The sequence below is a fragment of the Enterobacter sp. SA197 genome, from assembly GCF_054131575.1.
In genome coordinates this window covers 3,050,248-3,076,533 of the sequence record NZ_CP096393.1, presented here as the reverse complement: position 1 = coordinate 3,076,533, position 26,286 = coordinate 3,050,248, and the positions used below count along the sequence as shown (strand labels likewise).

Below are 26,286 nucleotides of genomic sequence, written 5' to 3'. Positions count from 1 at the left end.
GTTTAATAATCATGAATGCTATATCTGTAAGCTATCTGTACTACATTAATTTCTAACTCAATTGGTTTTTTATGTTTGTTCTTTGATGTGTTTCAACTATTATTTCTACAGCTGCCTGGGTAGAAAAGGCTTTTGTATTCGATAAAACAAAGTGCTGTTTATCAGAAGTCTGGTCTTATATATTTGATAGACGGTGATGTGTCTTTTGTACAAAAAACACTCTTCGCCAACTTCTTTGCTGCCAAAAAAACGGATGTGTTTGCATGTTATTTTTATGTTTGTCGATCAAAAATTCAAATTCACTGGTTATGCGTTATCATAGTTTTCTCAACTCACTTTCTGAAATAAAATATAATGGAGTGTTCTTCCCAATATAAACACCTTCAGGTGTCCAGGTTATCTTTCCCCACTGGTCTATAACGTCTGAAAAGTTACTGTCATTAATGTTAAATCTGGATAAACCAATTACGCCTAATTTATGTGAAATGATCCTGTTTTTATCTGAATAGAGTTCTGCTTTTATCTGTATTCTGTCATTCTGTATATCACCCATATAGACGGCGATGCCATACTTATGAATAATGTCAAAATCTTTCGTAGACCAGCTTATGGAAATTATTTTAGTATGATAAAAATGGTTTTGAAAAACAAAATAAATCGTAAATAGTGATAAAGATACAATTAAAAAAGCATGTACTTTATCTTTTATTTTTCCAAACTTAAATATCATCGATGCTCACCTAAAATTTTTTTTGAGATGAAAAATTCTTTACCAATTCTCACGCCTTCAGTTTGCCAAACAATATCGCTCCATGCATCAAGTTCATTCTTGTTATCGACCATTCCAATGACACCAAAATCTCTATAATAAGAGATAAAATAAAAATCCTGTCGACCTGTGTAGATTCTGAGCTTTATCTCAACCGTACCCTTTTTTTTCGCACCTGTGTAAACATACACACCATACATTGCTTTACCATATGGGCCATCTCCCCAGGTTACGGCGATAAGATTACGGTATACCATATAATATTCTTTAAAATAAATTGCACCTGTAAAAATCAGAAAAATATAAATTAGAGCGTATCCTTTGTATATTAAAGATTTCATTTTGCTGTAAACCATGATATTGGAGTTTCTTTTTCTGTTTTATAAATCCCGTAAATATTAAACTCCTTGGCGAAACACTCTCGGTGAAACTCGCCAAAGAAATCATCCGAAAGGAAACCAAGGATACTCTTACCCTTATCCCAGTTGTATCTATCATGTATGTGAAATTCAAAGTCGAGAGTGTAATAAATTCTATCATATGAATCCTCAATATTCACATAACCCTTACCCCAATACTGAAAGCCACCGATAGCATAGTATAAATCCCTTTCCTTCTGAAAATATCCGCCACTCGTTGCAGATGAAGTGATATAGTATTTTTCAGGTGGTAATGATTCACAAAACTCTCGCGCCTCGTTAAGTTCTTTTGCATATGCTTCGCTCAGAACTATGGAATTCTTAAGTAATTCTGGCATATTTTTTAATTTATAATCATCACCTGTCATATTAAGATAATAATTGAAATGTTCGATTGAATGCTTTCCAAATATAAGATTTGGTATAACAGGTAATGCTATCACCGCTTGAATAGCTCTTTTATATGCTAACGTAGATGCGCTTTGAGGTATTTTACACCACTCTCCTGCACCAGCATCAGTAAAAACATTCGGGTCATCGCTTCCTAATTTATAAATTGACATCACTTATCACTCTATGCAGTGTAAACGGTTTGGATTCGCTTTGTATTAACCAAAAACTTACAACGACAAAGGTGTCAGCCTCCTGTCTGTCTACCTGAAGTATTAAATGCAAACTCTTAGTGATATTTTGACCGCCGTGGTTCGCAGAAACAGACACGACTACCGGACAGCAAATGTGGCAGTACGGTGTGAAGCTTGCATTCGGATGTGTTCAGGCATGCTACCGCCGAAGTTTCCGGCATCCGCCATCTCCAGAAAAAATGCAACTCCTTAATGACGCGAGCTTTTTTCTTCTTGCACAAGCAAAAACAGCACGCTGCACATAAGGGCAGGGTGCTGTAAGTTCACATAATCTGCATTTATGCTTCCAGCGGCGCACGCCAGTCATCAGCACCGGAGGTGCCCGATTTGACGTGTTCCCACTCGATTTTGCGGTAGGCCAGTTTTACCGCGAGCAACTGCGTGAATTCACGCTGTGTCGGGTCCTGGCAATGCGGCATATGCAGGTTCATATCCACAATGGTCGCGTCGGTCAAGCGCGTGGTGAAGTAATGCTCCTGTTTACCTTCGACAGAGGTGCGCCACCAGTGCATTTCTACTTTTGGCAGCATTTCACCGGATGCCAGTGCGTTGTACATCAGCGGGACAGCCTTGTTCAGCGCTACGGTAAAAATGAACGGCTTGTGGGCGCGCTGACCGCTTGGCTGACCGGACTGCGGATCAGTAGGGACTGTTACGTTATGCAGGAATTCCTGTACCAGCATCTCGTCTTCATGACCCTGTACGTAGATGTTGCCCACGGAATCCGCGGTGAAAGCCCCTGCAGTGATATTGCCCTGGGTCTGGCCTGTAATTGATATGTAACATGGTGTTGGCATGTTTAACTCCTTCTGGGTAGTCTCAGCGACTAATGCCGTCCTCTGCCATTAGCTTTCGGCAGGTAACGTGTTGTGGTTCTCTCCAGGAACCGCTTTTTCGTACCCACCTCAGGTAAATAAATTTACCCCGGCAGGTAAAACGAAAATCGTCAAGTGTGTATTTAGATGCGTATTCAGACATCCAGGTGCTGGTCATTAACATGCATCTTCATGATATTTTTAATGGGCATCTTTGAATCATGAATAAATATTATATCCATAAAATTTTATTGTAATTTAATAAATACATTGTCGCTTTAAATGACTTTGTATGAATTAAATAGAAATATTATATGCATCCAGGTTAATTCATTTATAAGGCCCATGAAAAATTAATAAAAAGAGCATTTGAATCAATGCGTTGCAAAGCAATAAATATGAATAACTAATTGTTTTATAAGGGTTTTTATGGTTCCACTGCGTGCCGAGGTGCGTTAGATTAATTTAATGATACCTTTCTTTTTTAAATGAAAAAAGCATTTTCAAAATAATTCTTCACGGGTAGAATATCGACTTGAAAGCAGTGCCTGACTTTATTTATTATCGCCATTAACGCGAATTTTTTGGTATTTTTTATGCTTCGCTAACAGTGCCATTTTCATGGCGAAAACGCTAACCTGAAACCTGATGGACTATTTTCATGAGCAGCAGAAAAAATGACGGTGGCGGCAGTATTGCCCCTAAAGAACGAGTGAATATTAAATTTCAGTCAAAAACAGGAAATCAGACGGCGGAAATTGAGCTGCCGCTAAACCTGTTGGTAACGGGTGATCTGACCGGAGGGCGGGATGACACACCACTGGATGAGCGGCAACCCGTTGCTATCAACCGTAATAATTTTAACGCTGTCCTGGAGCAGGCGGGTATCAAACGTGAATTCTCAGTTCCCTCTGCGCTTAGTGAAACGCCTGATGCACGCATGAGCGTCAACCTGAAAGTGAAATCCCTCGCCGATCTGGCGCCAGACAACATCACCACCCAGGTACCGGAACTTAAAAAGCTACTGGAACTGCGTGAAGCGCTGGTTGCGTTGAAGGGACCGATGGGTAATTTGCCTGCTTTCCGCGCCCAGATTAAGGCGTTACTGGATAACGAAGAAAGTCGCGAGCAATTGATCGCGGAGCTGGGCCTTGCTGGCCAGAAATAACACTTTGTACAAGGATTTCAGTATGTCAGAAACCATCTCACCGGAAGTATCTGCTTCCTTCGCGCCGGTCACTGCACCTGGTCTGCTTGATGAAATCATGGCGCAGACCCGTTTTAAACCGGAATCCGAAAGTTATGATATCGCTCGCCAGGGGGTAACGGCCTTTATTAGCGCACTTTTGCAACGCGATGATCAAGCAGAGCCTGTTGATATTCTGGCAGTCAATGCAATGATTGCCGATATTGATGCGCGCATGGGGCATCAGATGGATCTTATTCTCCACGCCCCGGAATTCCAGGAGCTGGAGTCGTTTCTGCGCTCACTGAAACTGTTGGTTGACCATGCCGATCCACGTGAAAATATTAAAATTCACGTTATGCATGCTACCAAAGAAGAGCTGCTGGATGATTTTGAATTTGCACCTGAAATTACTCAGTCTGGGTTCTACAGGCACGTTTACTCCAGCGGTTTCGGTCAGTTTGGTGGTGAGCCATTCGCCGCCGTGATTGGCAATTACGGTTTCGATAACACTACTGCCGATATGAAGCTGCTCAAATACATTAGCGCCGTCAGCGCAATGGCGCACTGCCCGTTTCTCTCTTCAGTATCACCGGAATTCTTTGGGCTGGATTCATTTACCGAACTCCCCGGCATTAAGGATGTTGCTGCTATTTTTGAAGGCCCGGCTTATACCAAATGGCGATCATTACGTGAGTCAGAGGACGCGCGAAATCTCGGCCTGACGGCACCTCGCTTCCTGTTGCGCCATCCTTACGCACCGGATGAAAATCCGACTAAAAACTTTAATTATCATGAAGATGTAAGTAAAAACCACGAACACTATTTGTGGGGGAATACTGCGTTTCTTCTGGCCGCCAACATGGCTGAAAGTTTTATGTCCACGCGCTGGTGCCCCAATATCGTCGGCCCGCAAAGCGGTGGCGCGGTAAAAGATTTACCGGTGCATTTATATGAATCAATGGGTCAGCTTCAGGCCAAAATTCCGACCGAAATTCTCATCACCGACAGGCGGGAGTATGAACTGGCAGAGCAGGGGTTTATCACCCTGACGATGCGCAAAAATTCTGATAATGCTGCATTTTTCTCCGCCAACTCGGTGCAGAAACCAAAAGTTTTCCCCAACACTCCGGAAGGGAAAGAGGCCGAAACCAACTACAAACTTGGCACCCAGCTTCCTTATCTTTTTGTTATCAACAGACTGGCGCATTACATCAAAGTGCTGCAACGCGAACAGCTCGGTTCGTGGAAAGAGAGGAGCGATCTTGAGCGCGAGCTGAATACCTGGATACGTCAGTATGTTGCAGACCAGGAAAACCCGCCTGCCGATGTTCGCAGCCGTAAACCGTTGCGTCAGGCGAAGATCGACGTCTCTGAAGTGGAAGGCGATCCAGGCTGGTATAAGGTCGGCCTGAGCATCCGTCCCCACTTTAAGTACATGGGGGCGTCGTTTGAACTGTCCCTGGTCGGGCGTCTGGACAGGGAATAAGCATCATGATAACGGAGCGGGAGTCCGGGAGCAGTCTTTTTGAGCGTATCTGTGAGGCGGCAAATCCACCTTCTCATCAGTGCCAGAAAGCGGCGTTGTTACACTCGATACGCAATAACCTGTGCAATATTCTCAACACCCGTTCCGGTAGTTGTTATGGCTCACCGGAGCTGGGGCTCATTGATTTTAATGATGAATCCCCAGACTGCCTCAACATCCGGGACGGGATGCTCCAGGCCATCAGAGACTGCATTCTGCATTACGAACCCCGTATTACGGACGTAGCAGTAATGTCTGTCGCAGAGGATCACTATGCACCGCTGGAGCTGCGTTTTCATATTGTGGCGTCGCTGGATTTTAACAACCAGCAGGATGTTCTGGAGTTTGACATTCTGCTGGATAAACACCAGCACTGGAATGTGGAGTAAACCTGATGGCCTTCGAAGAACGTTATTATCGCGAAGAACTGGATTACCTGCGTCAACTGGGCAAACTACTGGCGCGTGAAAAACCGCATCTGGCTCGTTTTCTGACTGAAAAAGAAGGTGATCCAGACGTAGAACGCCTGATGGAGGCCTACGCCTTCCTTTCCGGTGGCTTGCGACAAAAACTGGAGGACGCATTCCCGGAGTTTACTCACGGCTTAATCAATATGCTGTGGCCCAATTACCTTCGCCCTGTACCGGCTATGACGGTGATTGAATACCAACCCAAAAATGAGCTACAGACTCCGGTTCAGGTTTTACGCGATGAGTTGATCAAAACCCGTACCGGCCGTTCGCCAATGTCCTCTCAGGGCGCATTGTCTGATGATGAGCAAAGTGCCCGGCCGGCCTGCCATTTTACACTCGCGCGCGATACCTGGCTGCAACCGTTGAATGTTCAGGATGTGCGTAACACCAGCACTCTGAAAGAAGGGATCATTGAGGTCGATTTTTTCACCAGGGGGAATATTTCCCCGAACCTGCTGGATTTAAATAAGCTCACATTCTGGCTGGGTAATGAGGACGATTACACACGCTACCAGCTTTACCTGTGGTTTAGTGAACGACTGATGGACGCCGAACTGGTCGCCGGAGACAGACGGTTGCCTCTGTCGAATTTGTGGCTGGAAGCCGCCGGATTTACGCGCGAAGATTCGCTATTGCCGTGGCCAAAAAACGTCCATAACGGCTATCGTACTCTCCAGGAGTATTTTTGCTATCCAGAGAGCTTCTTCTTCTTCCATGTGCGCGACGTTGCCCCAATTCCGGATGATTTTCCGGTACGCACCTTTACGTTACGTCTGCATTTTAATCAGCCGTTACCGGTGGATATCAAGCTTCGTAAGCTGTCCTTACGACCCTACTGTTCGCCTGCCGTGAACCTTTTTTTTCATTATGGTGAACCCGTCAGCCCGAATGGCACTCTGTTCCAGTATCCGCTTCGTGCCAGCCAGCAGCACCCCGAATCATGTGATATTTTCAGGATAAAATCTGTTTCCAGTAAGATCCGAGAGTCAGGGCAGGGCAACCATTCCCGCCAGTGGCCCGAATTTGAAGGTTTTCAGCACCAGATCGAGTACAGCCGCCAGCGCGAGGTGATCTACTGGCATCATCGGACAAAAACCTCCCTGTTCCACCAGGGGCTTGAACATGCCATCGCTTTCGTCCATGCCGATGGCAGCCTGCCGGAACCGTCCCGGCTGAAGGGAGAAGTGTTTACCGCATCGCTGGTCTGTACTAACCGGATGCTGCCCGCTTCGCTGCATACTGGTGACATCTGTGAAGCTGTCAGCAAAAACCCGGCTGTGGCTTCGTTTAGCAACGTGACGCGCCCGACTCGCCCGTTATACCCGGTTACCGATGGCGACATGCACTGGTCACTGATTTCCTGCATGAACCTGAACTATCTCTCCCTGCTTGATCGCGAGGCGCTGATTCAGGTGATGCGTACTTTCGATTTACCCGGGATCCATCATCCACAGCAAGCCCGGCTTTCCAGCCAGAAACTTGATGCGATCGAAAAACTCGATACCCACCCGATTGATCGCCTGTTTAAAGGTGTACCAGTCCGGGGACTTGCCACCACAATTTGGGTAAACCCTTCGCCCTTTGTCTGTGAAGGCGAGATTTATCTGCTGGGTACCGTGCTGTCGCACTTCTTTGCCCTGTACGCCAGCATCAATTCATTTCATTGTCTGAAAATCATCAACACGGAAAGTCAGGAGGCCTGGGAATGGCAGCACACGGGCCAGCACGCCCTGATGTAGGGGCACATGACAGCTTTCCGGCAGATGTACGCGGGATGAATTTTTATGTCCTGATGGATGCGCTCTACCGCAGGTACGGCGAGCCGGGCCATGAACCGTCTCTGCGCACTGAGCCTGCTCAGGAAGTGGCTCTGTTCAAATCTGACCCCAGTATTGCCTTTCCCTGCAGCGACCTGACCTCGCTGACGCGCAATGATGCCGGACAGTTCACGCTAACCACAAAATTTCTGGGCTTCTCCGGCAGTCAGTCGCCGCTGCCTGGTTATTACCTGGATCGTATGGCGCGGGAGTCTGCGCAGAATGAAGAGGGGCTTGCGGCATTTCTTGACCTGTTCAGTCACCGCTGGACGCAGTTTGCTTATCACGCCTGGCGTAAATACCGCTATTACATCTGCTTTCGCAACGGCGGTACGGACGTTTTTTCACAGCGCATGTACGCGCTGGTTGGGCTGGGTAATAAAAGCGTGCGCGACAAACTGGCCATCAACCACAGTCGGATGCTGGCCTACGCTGGTATTCTGGCTACCCCCGGGCGCTCGCCAGACGTGGTTTGCAATCTGGTCTCCCACTGCTTTGATCTGCCGGATGTCGCTATTGAGAGCTGGCTTCTGCGTAAAGTGTCAATCGATCCTGCCCAGCAAAACCGGCTGGGTGTGCGTCATCCGAAGAAGAAAACCGCCGGGTATGTCCCCGGGCGCTCAGTAGTCGGCGTCAATTTTACGCTGGGTGCCAGAGTCCAGGATCGCAGCGGTAAATTTCTGCTGCGAATAGGCAACCTGTCAATGTCACGCTACCTCTCGTTTTTACCAGATGGCGATAACCATGACGCACTGAAAATGTTCATCTCCTTTTTGCTGCGCGACCAGCTTGCCTAGGATTTACAGCTGGGTATGGCGCCGGAACAGGCGCAGGGGATGCGGCTGGGTGATCCTGGCTGCACCTGTATTAAACGCACGGCGTTTATCGGTAAACCGAAAACGCCACCCTCCATCACTCTCCACATCAGGGACTAACTATATGGAGCCGCATATGGCTGAGGAAAAACCACAGCCTGCCGCGTTATCACTGACGTTGCAGGTGATGAACGGCAATGAGCTGGAGAGCGGACGCGCCGCAAAATGCCTCTTCTCTGCTGAAGGCGGGGATATTGGTCATGCCCCTACATGCCGCTGGCCAGTGCAGGACCGGGTCGGTTCGATTGCTGGTCGCGCCTGCCAGATTGTCATGCATGATGGCGCATTTTGCCTGCGTAGCCTGATGCCAGGGCTGATGATCAACCTGGCATCGGTCTCCGCGGATACTGGCCTGGTGCGTCTTCGGCAGGGGGATGAAATCGGTCTGGGCGCACTGGCGCTGAAGGCATTTATCCATGAGGGCAATCTGGTCAGCTACCGTGAGCAGATGGCCGCTCCGGAAACCATTGTTACCAACCGCGATCGCCTGGCCGACACATTATTGAGCACCGATGGTCAGCCTGCCTATCCGGGAATGCCCCAGCGTCATCTGCTTGCCGATACCGTGATAAACGGTTTTTCCACCGACCCACTGCAGGCGTTGCGAGCCGAAAGCCTGACAACGCCGGGCGATCTGTTTTCCGGGACCCCCTCCGGTTCTACGGTGCCAGTCTCAGAGCCGCTAAAGGACAATACGATTAATACACCGTTTATGGATCTACCGCCGCAGTATACCGACCCACAGAGCAGAAGCGACAGCGCAACTTCTACAGAGGAAATGAAACAGCGCCACCTTGCCGTCGCCCCGCTGTTACGCGGGCTGGGCTCATCACTTGCCGTGCGTAACTCGCAAGAAGCTGATGATTTTCTTGAAGAGGCCGGAAGGACATTACAGGCAGCCATCAAAGGATTGCTCGATTTACAGCAATGCCGTAACAGCTTGTCAGACAAACACCTGCGCCCGCTGGAGGATAACCCGCTGCGTCTGAATATGGACTATGCCAGCGCGCTGGATGTGATGTTTTCTGAGGGCAAGAGTCCGGTACATCTGGCTGCGCCTGCCGCCGTAAGCGAAAGCCTGCGTAACATTCGCAACCACGAAGAGGCGAACCGGGCGGCGATTGTGGAGTCGTTGCGCGTGCTGCTGGATGCGTTCTCGCCGCAGAGTCTGATAAAGCGTTTTGTGCAATACCGCCGCAGTCATGAGTTGCGACAGGAGCTGGATGATGCCGGGGCATGGCAGATGTACAGCCACTACTACAACGAGCTGGCCTCCAGTCGCCAACAGGGTTTCGAGATGCTGTTTAACGAAGTATACGCTCAGGTTTATGACCGGGTACTGCGGGAAAAACAGCGGGAGCCGGAAGCATGACAGGGCGTTTTTTTCGTCTCTGTCTGGTGGTGATGTTATTTACCGTCACCCTGACAGGTTGCGAAACGGCCAAAAAGCTGGGGCAGGTGATCAGCAACCCAAATATCCAGGTGGGTGATCTGAAATCACAGCCATCTGAAGTGGTCGTCATGCTGCTGACCGAGCCGGATACCAACCTGAACGCAGACGGTGAAGCCGCACCGGTGGACGTGCAACTCATTTACCTGACCGATGATTCGAAACTTCAGGCCGCCGACTATGACCAGATAGCCAGTACGCCGCTGCCTGATGTGCTGGGGAAAAATTATCTTGACCACCAGGATTTCAACCTGCTGCCAGACACCGTTAAAACGCTGCCGCCAGTGAAACTGGATGAGAAAACACAGTTTATCGGCGTGGTGGCGTACTTCTCAGATGATCGGGTAAGCGTCTGGAAGCAGATTGTACCGGTGGAAGGCACCGGTCACAGCTACCGCCTGCTGGTGCATGTAAGACAAAGCAGCATCGAAATGAAACAAGAGGATTACTGACGATGGCAACCATGAAGAACAGGGTTATCTGGCAGGAGGGGTTGTTCGCCTTGCCGCAGCATTTTCAGCAGCAGCAGCGAAATCACGAATACCACCTGAAGCAACGTATGGACGCGCAGGGCGATTTTGCCTGGGGATTCACTTCGCTGGTGCTCAATACAGAGCTGCTGGCTCAGGGAAAAATCATGATCGCGAGCGCGTCAGGTTGTATGCCGGACGGCACGGTGTTCAGTATCCCTGAACAGGATAATCTTCCCGTTCCTTTCCAGCCGGTCGATTTTTCAAAACCGGGCAGTCATGATATCTATCTCGCCCTGCCAGTAGTCAGTGATATCACCTGCGAAATCAGTGGCCGCCAGAGCGCTGGACAAGGCACAGAACGTTACAGCGCGACCCGCGTGGATGCGCGCGATTTGCACTCTGATGAGGGCGACGTTCAGCAGATCGTAGTTGCCAGTCTGATGCCCAGAATTGTCAGCGGTGCGGAAGATCTCAGCGCGATGGTGACGTTGCCGCTGTGCCGTATCCGCAACACGCAGGCAACGGGTGCGCTGGTGCTGGATGACAGCTTTATCCCGACCTGCCAGGCCATTCGGGTCAGCCGTGTCTTAGCCGGGTTTGCCGGTGATGTACAGGGACTTATTCAGAACCGTGCCAGCGAGCTGGCAAAACGTATTGGTTCTCCTGAGCAACGTGGCATCGCTGATGTGGCAGAGTTCATGATGTTACAGATGCTCAACCGCAATAACATGCACTTTACCCACTGCTCGCATCTGCATACTCTGCATCCGGAGACCTTTTACCTGGATCTGGTCCGGCTACTGGGCGAGCTGATGACCTTTACCGAAAATAACCGGCTGCCCTGTGAGGTGGAGGTCTATAACCACCGGGACCTTACTCAGTCATTTAAAACAGTGATCCCTGAACTGCGCCGGGCACTCAATACTGTCCTGATGCCACGCGCACAGAACCTGCCGCTGATTTTTTCAGACGGCGTGTATCTTGCCACTATTAACGATCCGACGTTGTTACAGTCCGGCTCCTTTGTGCTGGCTGTTCGGGCGAGGATGCCGAGCAACCAGATTATTCTTCAGTTCACTCAGCAGTCGAAAATTGCAGCTACCGACAAGATACGAAATGTGGTCAGCGTCCAGGTACCAGGTGTCCCGTTACGTCCGCTCAGCGCAGCGCCTCGGCAGCTGCCTTATCATGATGGGTACGTTTACTTCGAGTTGGAAAAAGGCACCGCTGCATGGAATGACGTGGTGAAGGCCGGTGCGCTGGGGCTACATATCTCTGGCACTTTCCCGGATCTTGATATGCAGCTCTGGGCGATAAGAGGTTAATGGCATGAGTGAACAGCATGCTCCTGCGTCCGGCAGCGATCATTATCTGGCGGAAAGCCGCCTTCACGACAGTGCCGCGCGGCCTGAACGAGACGGAGAAACGAGCCGTCGCCAGTATCGGCTCCCCCTTCGTGGCCATAGCCTCAACCCGATGATCGATGCTGCTACGCCGCTACTGGGCATGGTTATGCGCGTGGCTGGCATGACCAGCAACGCCATGCCGGAACATCTCTTTACCCAGGTGGTGACTGACGTGCAGGCCGTTGAGCAGTTGCTTCAGGAGCAGGGCTATGAGCCTGGTGTGATTGTTTCGTTTCGCTACATCCTGTGCACTTTTATTGACGAAGCCGCGCTGGGCAACGGTTGGTCAAATAAAAATGAATGGATCAGGCAGTCGTTGCTGGTGCATTTCCATAATGAAGCCTGGGGCGGGGAGAAGGTTTTTATCCTGCTGGAGCGGCTGATGCGTGAGCCTGCACGTTACCAGCATCTGCTTGAATTTTTATACATCTGCTTTTCGCTCGGTTTTCGTGGACGCTACAAAGTGGCGGTGCAGGATCCGGGTGAGTTTGAGCAGATATATCGACGCCTGCACCACGTTCTGCATCAACTGCGGGGTGATGCCCCTTTCCCGCTACTGCATCAGGATAAGAAAATCCAGGACGGACGTTATCACCTCATCAAACGACTTACCATCAAACATGTGCTGCTCGGCAGCATCGTCGTTCTGACAGCGGCTTATCTGTTCTACCTGCTTCGGCTGGAGAGCCAGACGCAGGATATTCTGCTGCAGCTCAATAGGTTACTCCGATAAGGACATCCCATGATCCACATTGATTTAGCCACTCTGGTAAAACGACTCAACACTTTTTCACGGCAGGCGCTGGAGCAGGCTGCGTCAGAGTGCATGAGTCAGCAGGCGATGGAAATTACCGTTGCTCACGTTCTCGACCAGATGCTCGCTATCCCACGCAGTGACGTCAGAGTGATAGCAGAAAAAGCGGAAATCAGGAAAGAAGCGCTGCGCCAGGCGCTGAAAGTGGAAAATGATGCCACCAGCCGTTCCGCTGACGGTTATCCCGCGTTTTCGCCCCTGCTGGTTGAGTGGCTGAAAGAGTCCTGGCTGCTGGCCTCGGCCGAAATGCAACAAACAGAGCTGCGTGGCGGCGCTTTGTTGCTCGCTCTGCTTCATTCGCCGCTGCGCTACGTACCCCCTGCCGCTGCACGGTTACTGACTACTATTAACCGGGATCAGCTTCAGCAGAATTTTGCTGGATGGACGCAAACGTCTGCCGAATCTGTCATACAGGATACCAACGATCAGACCCTTAGTGCCGCAGTGGTTGATGGCGAGAGCCTGCTTGTCCGCTATACCAGGAATATGACCGAAGATGCCCGTCAGGGACGACTCGATCCGGTGCTGTGCCGTGATAACGAAATTGATCTGATGATCGACATTCTCTGCCGTCGCCGTAAGAACAACCCGGTGGTGGTGGGAGAGGCGGGTGTCGGTAAGAGCGCCTTAATCGAAGGGCTGGCGCTGCGCATTATTGCCGGTCAGGTGCCGGACACGTTGCGCGATACTGAGATCATGACCCTGGATTTGGGGGCGTTGCAGGCGGGTGCATCGGTAAAAGGTGAGTTTGAAAAACGCTTTAAGGGACTAATGGCGGAAGTCACTCAGTCAGCGAAGCCGATTATCCTGTTTATCGACGAGGCGCATACGCTGATTGGTGCGGGTAATGCGCAGGGTGGACTGGATATCTCCAACCTGCTGAAGCCTGCGCTGGCGCGTGGCGAGCTGAAAACTATCGCCGCTACCACCTGGCGCGAATACAAAAAATACTTTGAGAAAGATGCTGCCCTGTCGCGCCGCTTCCAGCTGGTAAAAGTCAGTGAACCGAATGCCGCTGAGGCGACCATTATCCTGCGCGGCCTGTCGGCGGTGTATGAGCAGTCTCATGGCGTGTTGATTGACGATGAAGCCTTGCAGGCTGCCGCAGTGTTAAGCGAGCGATACCTCTCCGGTCGTCAGTTGCCGGATAAGGCTATTGATGTGCTGGATACCGCCTGCGCCCGCGTGGCGATTAATCTCTCCTCGCCACCAAAGCAGATTTCGGCTCTGACCACTCTGTGTCGTCAGTGTGAGGCGGAAACCCGCCAGCTTGAACGCGAAATTCGTATTGGTCTACGCGCAGATACCACGCGGCTGGAGGAAGTCCACGCGCAGTATGAAAACGCGCAAACAGAGCTTCAGCTGGTGGACGAAGCCTGGCGTCAGCAGCGGACGCTGGTGCAGGAGATTATTGCGCTGCGTAAGGGGCTACTGGAAGAGACTGAAACCACGCGCGACGCAGCATCAGCACTTTCTCCAGCTGAACGCCTGTCGCAGCTGATTGCCGAACTTAATGCCCTGCACAACACGCAATTGCTGGTTTCTCCGCACGTCGATAAGCATCAGATTACGGCGGTAATTGCCGAATGGACCGGCGTGCCGCTTAATCGTCTGTCCCGGAATGAGATGGCGGTGATAACCGATCTGCCACAGTGGCTGGGCAGCACCATTAAAGGCCAGGATTTAGCCATTAAACACCTGCATAAGCACCTGCTGACCGCGCGCGCGGATTTGCGTCGTCCGGGAAGACCGCTGGGGGCGTTTCTGCTTGCGGGTCCGAGTGGTGTGGGTAAAACCGAAACCGTTTTACAGCTGGCTGAACTGCTCTACGGCGGGCGTCAGTATCTCACCACCATCAATATGTCTGAATTCCAGGAAAAGCATAGCGTTTCCCGGCTGATTGGTTCACCGCCTGGTTATATCGGCTACGGCGAGGGTGGCGTACTCACTGAAGCAATTCGTCAGAAGCCCTATTCCGTCGTACTGCTCGACGAAGTGGAAAAGGCCCACCCGGATGTGCTCAACCTGTTCTACCAGGCCTTTGATAAAGGGGAGATGGCAGACGGAGAAGGGCGCCTGATTGACTGCAGGAATATCGTTTTCTTCCTGACCTCAAACCTGGGTTACCAGGTGATTGTCGACCATGCAGACAGGCCTGAGGAAATGCACGATGCGCTGTACCCGGTACTGACGGATTTCTTCAAACCTGCGTTGCTGGCACGCATGGAAGTGGTGCCGTACCTGCCGCTTTCCAGAGCGACGCTCTCCACCATTATCGCCGACAAGCTGGCGCACCTCGATAACGTACTGCGTTCGCGCTTTAACACAGACGTAGTGATTGCGCCGGAGGTGACAGACGAAATCATGCAGCGCGTCACCCGCGCGGAAAACGGCGCGCGAATGCTGGAATCGGTTATTGATGGCGAGATGCTGCCGCCGCTGTCGCTTCTGCTATTGCAGAAAATGGCGGCAAACGCGGTGATCACAAAGATAAGCCTCGGTGTGACGAAGGGCGCATTTACCGCCGATATCGACGAGGCGGCTGCCAGCAATGATGCGCCGGAACCTGAGACAGAGGACGTCGCTCTGTGAATCACGCACAGGTTTACCGGTCTGTTGCCCTGCTGGCCGCACTGGTTGCCGGGCAGCAGGCTTTGGCGCAGCCGCAGCAGAAGGTTCCAGGCATCGCCCTTATCGTCGCGGCGGCAACGGCGGCGGATATTAAGGCCGTTGCTGGTGCAGATGCACGGGTTACGGTAAACGCCATGAACGCGTGCAGGAAAGAGCCTGCAGCACTGGAGCGTCTGGACTGCTATGACCGCATTCTGGCACCGGCGCAGCCGGAAGGCTTCACTGGTGCGCTGTCGAAGGCTCGCTATGAAGGAGAACAGTGGAAGCGGGCCTTCGCCCAGGAGAAGCAGCGCCCGGACAACTCCACGGCACTGATGATGACCCAAAGCCCCGGTGAGCACCCGATGGTGATTATCACCACTCCCGCTATCGGCAGCGTGCCACCGCGCCCGGTGCTGATGTTCAGTTGTGTAGACAACATCACCCGGATGCAGGTGGCGCTGACCCATGCCCGGACCGAAAACGACCTGCCAGTGACGCTGAATACCGATACCGGGCAGTTTCGCAGCCACTGGTTTATCCGCGAAAACGGCTCTTTGCTGGAGTCCAGTCGGGGTTTATCCGGTATTGATGAGATTAAGCAGCTTTTTGGCAGCAAAACGCTGACGATTGATATCGGTACGGGCAGCGATGGTGGAAAACTGACTTTTAATATTGACGGACTGGCGAAAACCATTGTTCCGCTACGCGATGCCTGCCACTGGACGGGAGAATAACAATATGGACTTACGTAATCCTGATATATGGATATCGCACCTGCTGGAAAACCTGCCGGAAGAAAAACTGGTTGCGCCCCTGAAAGATGACAATCCCGCGTGGGAGTATATAGACGGCGAAATCGTCAAGCTCGGTTCGCTGGCTCATAGCCAGCTTAATATCCCGGAAATCCAGCGGCAGGGGCTGGATCTTCTGGCATCAGAAAGCAAGGATTTTCGCCTGCTGGCACACCTGCTGCGTACCCTGCAACATACAGGCGAGCCGCTGCTCGCTTTACGACTTTTGAATTTATATGTGGAACATTACTGGACGGTGGGCGCGCCGCAGAACGCCACACAGAAGAAACGCATTGCGCTTCAGGTGGTCAAACGCTTTGAAGCAGCCAGTGAGGCGTTGGCAAAAAGTGCAGGGACGGCACAACGCGATTTATTGCTGGCAGAGCTTTCGAAACTCGCACGGTGCTGGCAGCAGCATAATGCGCCGGAACTGGCGAAGGCGGCGGAGGATCTCTTTTCACTGTGTCAGCGGGTTTTGCGCGACTGCACGCCGGCGATCCCTGTTTCTGCATCGCCAGCCTCTCCCCCTGCAACCGTTGCGCCTCCCACTGCTCCGCCAGCCGCCGCGCCCGCGCCAGTCGTGAACATTGACAGCCATGACGATAAAGCCTGGCGCGACACGCTGCTGCAGGTCGCTGCCATTCTCTGCGAGCGGCAACCGGGTTCCCCGCAAGGCTACCGCCTGCGTCGCCACGCGCTGTGGCAGAACATTACCAGCGTGCCTCAGGCGGAGAGCAGCGGACGAACACCGCTGGCGGCGGTGTCTGCCGACATGGTCGCAGACTACCAGATGCGGCTTGCCAGTGCCGATGTGGCGCTATGGCAGCAGCTGGAGAAAAGCCTGCTACTGGCACCCTACTGGCTGGACGGGCATCACCTGTCAGCACAGGCTGCGCAACGCCTTGGCTATACCGACGTATCGGAGGCGATCCGCGATGAAGTCGCCCGTTTCCTGGCGCGGCTCCCCCGGCTTTCCACTCTGCTCTTTAACGACCATACGCCGTTTATCGCCGAAACGACAAAACAGTGGCTGGCATCCTCTTCTGACAATCACCGCCAGGCCACGTCGGTGGCAACGCCCAGCAAGCAACAGCAGGCCGCCCGCGAGTGTTTTAACGGACAGGGGCTGGAGGCCGCGCTGCGCTATCTGGACGCGCTGCCAGAGGGCTCCCCCCGCGACCAGTTTTATCGCCAGTTTATGGGCGCGCAGTTCATGGAAGAGGTGGGCATGGAAAAACTGGCGCAACAGCATTACCGGGTGCTGTTAAGGCTGGGATTGCAGATGAAACTGGCCGACTGGGAACCTCTCCTTCTGGAACAGCTTGAAAGCAAATTCATGGCAGAACAGTAAGAAATAACAGGAGCTTTTGTGTTCAGATTACCGACACCCCGACTCTTCAGCGGGCTGCGTTCCACGCTTCGACCGGCGATGCCCCGGTTTAAGGTTTCCGCTCTCTGGCTGCTGGTGCTGGCGTGGATTTTTCTGCTGGTATGGATATGGTGGAAAGGCCCGACGTGGACAATATATGACAGACAGTGGCTGCAGCCACTGGTGAACCGCTGGCTGGCGACCGCCGCCTGGGGGCTGATTGCCCTGATCTGGATAATCATCAGAGTGATGAGGCGTCTGCAACAGCTTGAACGGCACCAAAAGCAGCAGCGTGAGGAAACTCTGGACCCCATAAGCGTGGAACTGAACCTCCAGCAGCGCTACCTCGACCGCTGGTTGCTGCGCCTGCAACGCCACCTCGACAGCCGCCGTTACCTGTGGCAGTTGCCTTGGTATATGGTTATCGGCCCTGCAGGCAGCGGTAAAACCGCGCTGCTATGTGAGGGATTCCCATCCGATATTATTTATACCCCGGAAGTCGTGCGAGGAGCAGAACAGCGTCTGTATATAACGCCACACGTTGGCAAACAGGCCGTAATATTTGATACAGATGGCGGCCTCTGCGGACAAACAGATGCCGATACACTGCACCGTCGCCTTTGGGAAAACTGGCTGGACTGGCTGGGACAAAAACGCGCCCGCCAGCCACTCAACGGCCTGATCCTGACCCTGGACTTACCTGACCTGATGACCGCCGATAAATGTCGCCAGGAGCAACTGGTGCAACTTCTGCGCAGCCGTTTGCAGGACATCCGTCAGCATCTTCACTGCCAGTTACCCGTCTATGTTGTGCTGACCCGGCTGGATCTGCTGGCTGGCTTCGCCACGCTGTTTGAGACGCTGGACAGGCAGGGACGCGATGCCATTCTTGGCGTCACCTTCACTCGTCACGCCCACGAGAGTGATGACTGGCGCGCGCAGCTGAGTAGCTTCTGGCAGACATGGGGCGAACAACTCAACAATGCCATGCCGGATCTGATGCTCGCACAAAACCACAACCGCAGTGCGCTGTTCAGCTTTGTCCGCCAGATGCAGGGTTGTCATGACCTGCTGGCCTCACTGCTGAGCAACCTGCTGGACGGCGAAAATATGGACGTTATGCTGCGTGGTGTATACCTCACTTCCTCGCTACAACGCGGTCAGATGGATGATATTTTTATCCAGTCTGCTGCCCGCCAGTACCGGTTGGGTAGTAGCCCCCTCACGGCCTGGCCTCTGGTGGATTCCGTCCCGTACTTTACCCGCAACCTCTTTCCGCAGGCATTGCTGGCTGAACCCAATCTGTCCGGGGAGAACAGCGTGTGGCTTAGCAACACCCGCCGTCGGATGATGGCGTTCACCCTGGGTAGCGCCGTGCTTGTGGTTCTGCTGACAGGCGGCTGGCATCATTACTACAACCAGAACTGGCAGTCTGGTATCAAGGTGCTTAAACAGGCCAGGGCCTTTATGGCTGTCCCGCCCCCACAGGGTATTGATGAGTATGGCAACCTTCAGTTGTCTCTGCTTAACCCGGTACGCGATGCCACCCTGGCTTACGGCGACTGGGGCAGCCGCAGCCCCCTTGCCGATTTCGGTCTGTATCAGGGCAGAAACATTGGCCCGTATGTGGAGCAGACCTACCTGCAACTGCTGGAACAGCGCTATCTTCCGGCTCTCTTAAATGGCCTGATGAAGGATCTGGCGGCCGCGCCGCAGGGGGGCGAACAAAAACTGGCCGTGCTGCGCGTGATCCGGATGCTGGAGGATAAAAGCGGGCGTAATGATGAGGTGGTGAAACAGTATATGGCGAAGCGCTGGAGCGAAAAGTTTCATGGCCAACGGGATATTCAGGCGCAACTTATCTCCCATCTGGACTATGCGTTGAAGCACACCGACTGGCACACACAGCGTGAGAAGGGTGAAAGCGATGCCATCAGTCGCTGGGCACCGTATGAAAAACGCGTCACTGACGCACAGCATGAACTGAGCAAACTGCCGGCTTATCAGCGTGTTTACCAGAGCCTGAAAACGCGGGCGGTGGGGCTGCTTCCTGCAGACCTGAACCTGCGTTTTCAGGTGGGGCCGACATTTGACCAGGTGTTTATTTCGGCGGATGACGCCAGGCTGATTGTGCCGCAGATACTTACCCGTTATGGCCTGCAACGCTATTTTGTGAAGCAGCGTGATGAACTGGTGGAAGTGACCGCGCTGGACTCCTGGGTGTTGGATCTCACCCACAGTGTGCACTACAGCGATGCCGATCGGACAGAAATCCAGCGTCAGCTTACCGAACAGTATCTCAGCGACTATACCGCCACCTGGCGCGCCGGAATGGATAACCTGAACGTGCGTGACTATGAATCCATTGCGCAACTGACCGGCGCGCTGGAACAGATCATCAGTGGCGACCAGCCGCTCCAGCGGGCCTTGAGCGCATTGCGCGACAACACACAGGCCATTGTGCTATCGGAAAAGCTGAATGATAAGGAGCGGGAAGATGCCGGGCGCGCAGCAGACTATCAGCTTCTGGCCCGCCTGGGCCATGAATTTTCTTCTGAAAACAGCGCTCTGGAGGGGCAAAAGAATAAAGAAAGCACCCTACAGGCTGTCTACCGGCAACTGACAGAATTACACCGTTATCTGCTGGCGATACAGAACGCGCCAGTGCCGGGCAAATCGGCGCTGAAGGCCGTACAGCTTCGGCTGGATCAGAACAGCAGCGATCCCATTTTTGCCGCCCGGCAGATGGCGAAAACCCTGCCTGCACCGCTTAACCGCTGGATAGGCAAACTTGCAGACCAGGCCTGGCATGTCGTGATGGTGGAAGCCGTTCACTACATGGAAGTTGACTGGCGCGATAGCGTGGTAAGACCGTTCAACGAGCAGTTGGCTGGAAGCTATCCGTTCAATCCACATTCACCCCAGGATGCTTCGCTCGAGGCTTTTGAACGTTTCTTTGAGCCGGAGGGCATCCTGGACAAGTTCTACCAGCAGAACCTGAAATTGTTTATGGAAAACGATCTCAATCTGGAGGATGGGGATAACAGGGTGATTATTCGTGAGGATATTCGGGCGCAACTGAAGACCGCGCAAAAAATCCGCGACACTTTCTTCAGCAAGCAGAACGGCCTGGGCGCGCAGTTTGCGGTGGAAACCGTGTCTCTTTCCGGCAACAAACGGCGCAGCGTGTTGAACCTGGACGGTCAGCTGGTTGATTACAGCCAGGGACGTCACTATACGGCGCATCTGGTCTGGCCAAATAATATGCGCGAGGGGAATGAAAGCAAGCTGACGCTAATTAGCACCAGCGGCAGCGCTCCGCGCAGCATCGCTTTTGGCGGGCCATGGGCACAGTTCAGGCTTTTTGGCGCTGGTCAGCTCACAGGCGTGCAGTCCGGCACTTTCAGCGTGCGCTTTAACGTGGACGGTGGGGCAATGGTGTATCGGGTGCATACCGACAGCCATGATAACCCGTTCAGCGGTGGACTATTCAGTCAGTTCCGCCTGCCGGATACGCTGTACTAAGGAGACAGAGATGAGCAATGATGCACTCACGCAAAGGATTGTGACCGGCAGCGACCCACGTGATCTGCCGGAGTTCAGTGCTATCCGTGAAGAGATTAACAAAGCCAGCCACCCGTCGCAGCCGGAACTGAACTGGAAACTGGTGGAGTCGCTGGCGCTGACCATCTTTAAGACCAGTGGTGTGGATTTACATACCGCTATTTATTACACCCTGGCGCGTACCCGCACGCAGGGACTGGCGGGTTTCAGTGAAGGTACGGAACTGCTGGCGGCGATGATAAGCCATGACTGGGACAAATTCTGGCCGCAGGGCGATTCGGCACGTACTGAGATGCTGGACTGGTTTAATACCCGTACCGGCAATATATTGCGCCAGCAACTCTCTTTTGCTTTAGCTGATTTGCCCTTGTTGTACCGTACTGAAAGGGCATTGCAGCTTATCTGTGACAAACTCCAGCAGGTAGAACTGAAACGTCAGCCGCGGGTAGAAAATCTGCTCTATTTTGTGCAAAACACGCGTAAGCGACTGGAGCCACAACCCCGCAACGGCATGGACTCACAGGCGAAAACCACGGTCAGAACGCTGGTGTATGCCCCGGAAAGCGCCCCCCCTTCCACATCGACCGTAGCGGAGATATTCCCGCCCTTGCCTGACCTGCCGGAAATGAAGGTAGCAGTGCATCATCATGCTTTCGCCGATGGCAAAGCGCGGCGCGTGTCGCGCCATAGCGTTAAAGAATTTATTGCGGGGGCGGCCTTTACGGTAGTGGTTGCTGCCGCGCTCTGGTGGTGGCTGGTATACCCGATGCAGCAACAACTGGCGCGGGTGAAAGATACTGCGCAGGGAGCTGCCACCGCCTGGCTGGTCGCCCCTGATCTGAACAGCTACGGGCAAAGGCTACAACAGCTTCCTGATGCCTCGCCGCTCCAATCGCTGGAGACAGGCATACAAATGACGCAGGCAGCGGACAGCCGCTGGCCAGAGAGTCTGCAGCAGCAACAGGCTACGGCGCAGTGGAATGAAACGCTGAAAACCCGCGCACAGCACAGTCCGCAACTGCGTGGATGGCTACAGACCCGTCAGGATTTGCATGCTTTCGCCGATCTGGTGATGCAGCGGGAAAAACAGGGGCTGACGCTTTCGTATATCAAAAATGTTATCTGGCAGGCGGAGCGGGGGCTGGGTCAGGAAACTCCGCTGGAGTCACTATTAACGCAGTTCCAGGATGTTCATGCCAAAGGGCAGAGCACTGACGCGCTCGAAAAAGAGATTAATGAACGGCTGGAGGGCGTATTAAGTCGCTGGCTGCTGCTGAAAAACAACATATTGCAAGACCCGGAGAACAATGACGGCTCCGGCAAACAGGTACCACACATGGAGAGGAAATAATTATGGCAAACGTAACGTATCTGACGCTGAACGGACAACTTCAGGGGCTGATTTCAGCGGGCTGCTCATCACTGGCGTCTATTGGTAATAAGGCGCAGATTGACCACATGGACCAGATTATGGTGCTGAGCATGAATCATAGTTTGAGCCGAGCGCAAAACGTCAATCATCTGATGATGACGGTGCGTAAGCCGATGGATAAATCTTCTCCCCTGCTGAATAAGGCCATCTCGGAAAATGAGTGCCTGACCTGTGATTTTGATTTCTACCGTACTAACCGTTTCGGGATAAATGAACTGTACTATAACCTGAAACTGATTAACGCCCGGATAGCAAAAATTGATCTGATCGTTCCTCACGCCGTTACCGATAGTCACGGACAACCCGAAGAGTCATTATCGTTGACCTATGAGAGTATTAGCTGGGAGCACTGTATCGCCGGAACCAGCACCTACAGCCTGTGGGAAGAGCGGCTTTTCTGAGAAATACTCTTTTTTGCCGTGGAGCCTCCAGGGATGATTCAGCTTATGCCAAAACAGTACCTAACAGTAAAGACATTATTGCTCTGACGTCCGACAGAGGGATGATTGCATTTAAATGAGGCTGCACGTTGGTCCTGAAATTATGCATGTTTACATTGCTATCAGGAGGAGTCTGTCATTGACGATTTTTGTCAGAAATCACTTGATAAAAGCGGAGTCTGGTTGGCTTTTTCAATATCCTGTTAGGCTATTGTAAGCGTTCACGATGCAGGCCTTTAAAAAGGATAAACCAGAAGTGTCGTCAAAACAGATATGTTAATCATCTGAGGTGCTTTCCCTCCAGATAGGGTGTGGCTTGCCCGGGAATATATTATTTATCGCTTTTAACAATGTCGGGGGATATTGCAGTTCGGTTGTTGCAGGCAATGTTGAAATGAAAAGGTTATTAAAGATTTCTTTTAAGGAGATATATGGAGGCTTCGTAGCGCTATGTGTTTTCTTGCAATTTTACAACGTTTTTATTTTATTCATCTTTTATTATCAGATTGCAGTAGTGAATTATCCATATTGATATCGAAAGCTGTTACACTTACATTATCATGGGTGTTTTAAAAATATTCTTTTATTATTACTTGAAGATTGAATGATTTAATATTGCATCAAGTAACGACGTCAATGTTGTATACATCAATATAATCTCAGTTCCTTTCGTATGGGTGGGCCCGGCCAGATTTTATGTCAGAAATGATGCACCTTCTCTTCATTTAAAGCGACGCTCAGGTGAACAGAGGCGTGTAACACCGGGGTGACTCGCACTACGGACCGCCTGAGCCGGTTACGCTAAAGGATCGTGCGGGTGCGGTTAAGTTGCGTGTTTTTGAGCCGCTAGAGACAGCAGCGATCACTTCGTCATCGAGGAACGTGACACTGCCTCAAACCAACAGCTTTGCTTAAAACGGAGAGAGAAGTGAAAATACACCGGGAAGGTTTTTCAGGCTAACTTATTGAATCGTTAGTGATTCGCAAAGTGGCATGAAAACAAGAATTTGGCTCCTCTGACTGGACTCGAACCAGTGACATACGGATTAACAGTCCGCCGTTCTACCGACTGAACTACAGAGGAATCGTGTGAACGGGGCGCATATTAGCGATGCCATTAAACCTTGTCAAAGGCTGTAACGTTTCCCGCGAACTGTTTGCTGACAATTTCAGCAAACCGCGCGCAGGTTAAGCATCTGGCCCGGTATTGCACCATCATGAAGCAGAAGCGTCTCTTATGGGGCAAATAACGAACCCGTGTTTCAGTTATCACTATCGCTGCTTTTATCAGAATCTCTTATTATCCAGCCCCTTAGGCATAACGGAAATTCTTGCCAAAAACTGGCAAGCATCTTGCAACTCCTCCGACAACATAAATGCCCACCGTGGCACTGGTATCCCGAACAGGAGGCAAAATGAACCTAAGACGCCTGAAATACTTCGTCAAAATCGTTGATATCGGAAGCCTGACGCAGGCTGCAGAAGTACTTCACATTGCACAGCCAGCGCTGAGTCAGCAGGTGGCCACGCTTGAAGGTGAGCTGGACCAGCAATTACTCATCCGCACCAAACGCGGCGTTACCCCCACTGAAGCGGGAAAAATTCTCTATACCCATGCGCGTACTATCCTGCGGCAATGTGAGCAGGCCCAGATGGCGGTAAATAATGTAGGGCAGTGTCTGCGCGGGCAGGTCTCTATAGGCCTTGCACCGGGTACGGCGGCCTCTTCTGTCACCATGCCGCTGTTGCAGGCGGTGCGTAATGAACTGCCGGAGGTGACGGTCTATCTGCATGAGAATAGCGGTGCGGTGCTGAACGAAAAATTGTTGAGCGGCCAACTGGACATGGCCGTACTGTATGAGCGCGCACCCGGCACGGGGATAACCAGCCTTCCGCTACTGAAGGAGGATCTTTATCTGGTGGGAACGCGGGACTGCCCCGGGCAGAGTGTGGACTTAACCGCGGTCGCTGAAATGAATCTGTTCCTGCCGCGTGATTACAGTGCCGTTCGCCTGCGGGTGGATGAAGCCTTCTCCCTGCGCCGCCTGACGGCAAAAATCATCGGCGAAATCGAATCTATTTCTACGCTGACAGCGGCGATAGCCAGCGGGATGGGCGTTACGGTTCTGCCGGAGTCCGCTGCGCGTTCTTTGAGCAGCGCGGCAGGAGGCTGGATGGCGAGAATTACCACACCATCAATGAGCCTGCCCTTATCGCTCAATGTCTCCGCGCGAGGCGCGCTCTCTCCCCAGGCACAGGCGGTAAAAGAAATTCTTATGTCTCTGGTCAGCCGTCCGACGCTGGATAACCATGAACTACAGCTGGTGAGTTAAGTTTTATTCCATAACGGAATAAGATGCGGGTTTTTATTATTTGTTCTCTCAGGCCTCAGACTTTAACAATACCGTCATGTCTGATGGCCCTGGAGGGAAGGGTGAATTTCCAGCAACTGAAAATTATCCGGGAAGCGGCGCGCCGGGATTTTAATCTTACCGACGTTGCCAATATGCTTTACACATCACAGTCGGGTGTCAGTCGTCATATCCGGGAGCTTGAAGAAGAGCTGGGGATTGAGATTTTCATCCGTCGCGGTAAACGTCTGTTGGGCATGACCGAGCCGGGTAAAGCGCTACTGGTCATTGCCGAACGCATTCTCAATGAAGCCAGCAATGTGCGTCGCCTTGCCGATCTCTTCACCAACGATACCTCAGGCGTTCTGACTATCGCCACGACCCATACCCAGGCGCGTTACAGCCTGCCGTCGGTGATAAAATCTTTCCGCGCTTTGTTTCCTGAAGTGCGTCTTGAACTCATCCAGGGGACGCCCCAGGAGATTGAGGCGTTATTGCACAACGGTGGTGCAGACATTGGCATTGCCAGTGAACGCCTGAGCACGGACCCTTCGCTGGCGGCATTTCCCTGGTTCCGGTGGCATCATAGCCTACTGGTGCCCCAGGATCATCCGCTGGTGCAATGTTCGCCGCTCACACTCGAGGAGATCAGCCGTTGGCCGCTGATAACCTATCGTCAGGGCATTACCGGGCGTTCCCGTATTGATGAAGCGTTTGGCCGAAAAGGGCTGCTACCGGATGTGGTACTGAGCGCGCAGGATTCAGATGTTATCAAAACCTATGTTGAGCTGGGGCTGGGGGTGGGCCTGGTTGCCGAGCAGTCAAGCGGCGAGAATGAGGAGGGTAAACTTGTCCGGCTCGATACCCGTCATTTGTTTGATGCCAACACGGTGTGGCTTGGGTTAAAACGGGGTCAGTTACAACGTAACTATGTCTGGCGCTTTATTGAGCTTTGTAATGCGGGCCTGTCCGTTGAGGATATAAAACGCCAGGTTATGGAAGCCGATGAAGAGGCCATTGATTACCAGATCTAATAACCTTTTCCCCGCGCAGCTAT

The 26,286-nt window shown here is 52.2% G+C and carries 19 protein-coding genes, 1 tRNA gene and 1 pseudogene; 17 read left to right on the top strand and 4 right to left on the bottom strand.

From position 1 onward, the window contains the following. Positions 1 to 726: 726 nt before the first annotated feature. From M1D91_RS14535 to M1D91_RS14525, 3 genes are all read right to left on the bottom strand, one after another. A complete protein-coding gene (locus M1D91_RS14535) occupies positions 727 to 1,125 on the bottom strand; it encodes a hypothetical protein (protein ID WP_437432754.1) in 399 nt (132 codons plus the stop codon). Continuing rightward, on the bottom strand, positions 1,107 to 1,751 hold the full coding sequence (locus M1D91_RS14530; protein WP_437432753.1) for a hypothetical protein: 645 nt from the start codon (positions 1,749 to 1,751) through the stop codon (positions 1,107 to 1,109). The genes M1D91_RS14535 and M1D91_RS14530 overlap by 19 nt, the downstream gene beginning before the upstream one ends. Before the next feature lie 359 nt (positions 1,752 to 2,110). Further along, positions 2,111 to 2,629 (bottom strand): Hcp family type VI secretion system effector, encoded by a 519-nt coding sequence (locus tag M1D91_RS14525; RefSeq protein ID WP_001142965.1) that lies wholly within the window; start codon positions 2,627 to 2,629, stop codon positions 2,111 to 2,113. Between the two features lie 679 nt (positions 2,630 to 3,308). Between M1D91_RS14525 and tssB the strand changes: the two genes are divergently transcribed. From tssB to M1D91_RS14450, 15 genes and pseudogenes are all read left to right on the top strand, one after another. Further along, a complete protein-coding gene (gene tssB, locus M1D91_RS14520) occupies positions 3,309 to 3,815 on the top strand; it encodes a type VI secretion system contractile sheath small subunit (RefSeq protein ID WP_437432752.1) in 507 nt (168 codons plus the stop codon). Positions 3,816 to 3,837: 22 nt separating this feature from the next. Next, a complete protein-coding gene (gene tssC / locus M1D91_RS14515; RefSeq protein WP_437432751.1) occupies positions 3,838 to 5,322 on the top strand; it encodes a type VI secretion system contractile sheath large subunit in 1,485 nt (494 codons plus the stop codon). An 8-nt stretch (positions 5,323 to 5,330) separates the two neighbouring features. Beyond that, a complete protein-coding gene (tssE, locus tag M1D91_RS14510; protein ID WP_437432764.1) occupies positions 5,331 to 5,750 on the top strand; it encodes a type VI secretion system baseplate subunit TssE in 420 nt (139 codons plus the stop codon). Between the two features lie 5 nt (positions 5,751 to 5,755). Next, positions 5,756 to 7,573, top strand: coding sequence for a type VI secretion system baseplate subunit TssF (gene tssF / locus M1D91_RS14505; protein ID WP_437432750.1), 1,818 nt, complete (start codon positions 5,756 to 5,758; stop codon positions 7,571 to 7,573). Continuing rightward, a pseudogene (gene tssG / locus M1D91_RS14500) lies at positions 7,540 to 8,586 on the top strand (type VI secretion system baseplate subunit TssG). Before tssF ends, tssG begins: the two are co-directional and overlap by 34 nt. Positions 8,587 to 8,602: 16 nt before the next feature. Then, the gene (tagH, locus tag M1D91_RS14495; protein WP_437432749.1) at positions 8,603 to 9,898 is read left to right on the top strand and encodes a type VI secretion system-associated FHA domain protein TagH; all 1,296 of its coding nucleotides are present in this window, start codon (positions 8,603 to 8,605) and stop codon (positions 9,896 to 9,898) included. A gap of 32 nt (positions 9,899 to 9,930) precedes the next feature. Beyond that, on the top strand, positions 9,931 to 10,428 hold the full coding sequence (gene tssJ / locus M1D91_RS14490) for a type VI secretion system lipoprotein TssJ (protein WP_437432763.1): 498 nt from the start codon (positions 9,931 to 9,933) through the stop codon (positions 10,426 to 10,428). 2 nt (positions 10,429 to 10,430) lie between these two features. Then, positions 10,431 to 11,774 carry a type VI secretion system baseplate subunit TssK gene (gene tssK / locus M1D91_RS14485; RefSeq protein WP_437432748.1) on the top strand — a complete coding sequence of 448 codons (1,344 nt, stop codon included), beginning with the start codon at positions 10,431 to 10,433 and terminating at the stop codon, positions 11,772 to 11,774. Between the two features lie 4 nt (positions 11,775 to 11,778). Next, complete coding sequence (gene icmH / locus M1D91_RS14480; RefSeq protein ID WP_437432747.1) at positions 11,779 to 12,588, top strand: type IVB secretion system protein IcmH/DotU; 810 nt, start codon at positions 11,779 to 11,781, stop codon at positions 12,586 to 12,588. A 9-nt stretch (positions 12,589 to 12,597) separates the two neighbouring features. Further along, the gene (gene tssH / locus M1D91_RS14475; RefSeq protein WP_437432746.1) at positions 12,598 to 15,261 is read left to right on the top strand and encodes a type VI secretion system ATPase TssH; all 2,664 of its coding nucleotides are present in this window, start codon (positions 12,598 to 12,600) and stop codon (positions 15,259 to 15,261) included. Then, the gene (gene vasI, locus M1D91_RS14470) at positions 15,258 to 16,016 is read left to right on the top strand and encodes a type VI secretion system-associated protein VasI (protein WP_437432745.1); all 759 of its coding nucleotides are present in this window, start codon (positions 15,258 to 15,260) and stop codon (positions 16,014 to 16,016) included. Before tssH ends, vasI begins: the two co-directional genes overlap by 4 nt. 4 nt (positions 16,017 to 16,020) lie before the next feature. Then, complete coding sequence (tssA, locus tag M1D91_RS14465; protein ID WP_437432744.1) at positions 16,021 to 17,424, top strand: type VI secretion system protein TssA; 1,404 nt, start codon at positions 16,021 to 16,023, stop codon at positions 17,422 to 17,424. A gap of 18 nt (positions 17,425 to 17,442) precedes the next feature. Further along, positions 17,443 to 20,967: a type VI secretion system membrane subunit TssM gene (tssM, locus tag M1D91_RS14460; RefSeq protein WP_437432743.1), complete on the top strand. Its 3,525-nt coding sequence runs from the start codon at positions 17,443 to 17,445 to the stop codon at positions 20,965 to 20,967. A 10-nt stretch (positions 20,968 to 20,977) separates the two neighbouring features. After that, the gene (locus M1D91_RS14455; protein ID WP_437432742.1) at positions 20,978 to 22,357 is read left to right on the top strand and encodes a VasL domain-containing protein; all 1,380 of its coding nucleotides are present in this window, start codon (positions 20,978 to 20,980) and stop codon (positions 22,355 to 22,357) included. 2 nt (positions 22,358 to 22,359) lie between these two features. Beyond that, a complete protein-coding gene (locus M1D91_RS14450; protein ID WP_437432741.1) occupies positions 22,360 to 22,839 on the top strand; it encodes an Hcp family type VI secretion system effector in 480 nt (159 codons plus the stop codon). 1,047 nt (positions 22,840 to 23,886) lie between these two features. On the opposite strand, the gene M1D91_RS14445 is transcribed toward M1D91_RS14450, so the two are convergent. Further along, a tRNA-Asn gene (locus tag M1D91_RS14445) sits at positions 23,887 to 23,962 on the bottom strand. A gap of 331 nt (positions 23,963 to 24,293) precedes the next feature. Between M1D91_RS14445 and nac the strand changes: the two genes are divergently transcribed. Continuing rightward, entirely contained in the window at positions 24,294 to 25,211 is a 918-nt protein-coding gene (nac, locus tag M1D91_RS14440; protein ID WP_437432740.1) for a nitrogen assimilation transcriptional regulator NAC, read from the top strand. A gap of 101 nt (positions 25,212 to 25,312) precedes the next feature. Continuing rightward, a complete protein-coding gene (cbl, locus tag M1D91_RS14435; RefSeq protein WP_437432739.1) occupies positions 25,313 to 26,263 on the top strand; it encodes an HTH-type transcriptional regulator Cbl in 951 nt (316 codons plus the stop codon). Positions 26,264 to 26,286 lie beyond the last annotated feature (23 nt).

Bases quoted from the DNA above. Each gene is read 5' to 3' on its own strand.
- M1D91_RS14450 (WP_437432741.1), top strand. From the start codon at position 22,360: ATGGCAAACGTAACGTATCTGACGCTGAACGGACAACTTCAGGGGCTG.
- tssB (WP_437432752.1), top strand. From the start codon at position 3,309: ATGAGCAGCAGAAAAAATGACGGTGGCGGCAGTATTGCCCCTAAAGAA.
- M1D91_RS14530 (WP_437432753.1), bottom strand. From the start codon at position 1,751: ATGTCAATTTATAAATTAGGAAGCGATGACCCGAATGTTTTTACTGAT.
- M1D91_RS14525 (WP_001142965.1), bottom strand. From the start codon at position 2,629: ATGCCAACACCATGTTACATATCAATTACAGGCCAGACCCAGGGCAAT.
- nac (WP_437432740.1), top strand. From the start codon at position 24,294: ATGAACCTAAGACGCCTGAAATACTTCGTCAAAATCGTTGATATCGGA.
- tssF (WP_437432750.1), top strand. From the start codon at position 5,756: ATGGCCTTCGAAGAACGTTATTATCGCGAAGAACTGGATTACCTGCGT.
- tssC (WP_437432751.1), top strand. From the start codon at position 3,838: ATGTCAGAAACCATCTCACCGGAAGTATCTGCTTCCTTCGCGCCGGTC.
- tssH (WP_437432746.1), top strand. From the start codon at position 12,598: ATGATCCACATTGATTTAGCCACTCTGGTAAAACGACTCAACACTTTT.
- M1D91_RS14455 (WP_437432742.1), top strand. From the start codon at position 20,978: ATGAGCAATGATGCACTCACGCAAAGGATTGTGACCGGCAGCGACCCA.
- tssJ (WP_437432763.1), top strand. From the start codon at position 9,931: ATGTTATTTACCGTCACCCTGACAGGTTGCGAAACGGCCAAAAAGCTG.
- tagH (WP_437432749.1), top strand. From the start codon at position 8,603: ATGGCTGAGGAAAAACCACAGCCTGCCGCGTTATCACTGACGTTGCAG.
- M1D91_RS14535 (WP_437432754.1), bottom strand. From the start codon at position 1,125: ATGGTTTACAGCAAAATGAAATCTTTAATATACAAAGGATACGCTCTA.
- icmH (WP_437432747.1), top strand. From the start codon at position 11,779: ATGAGTGAACAGCATGCTCCTGCGTCCGGCAGCGATCATTATCTGGCG.
- tssA (WP_437432744.1), top strand. From the start codon at position 16,021: ATGGACTTACGTAATCCTGATATATGGATATCGCACCTGCTGGAAAAC.
- tssK (WP_437432748.1), top strand. From the start codon at position 10,431: ATGGCAACCATGAAGAACAGGGTTATCTGGCAGGAGGGGTTGTTCGCC.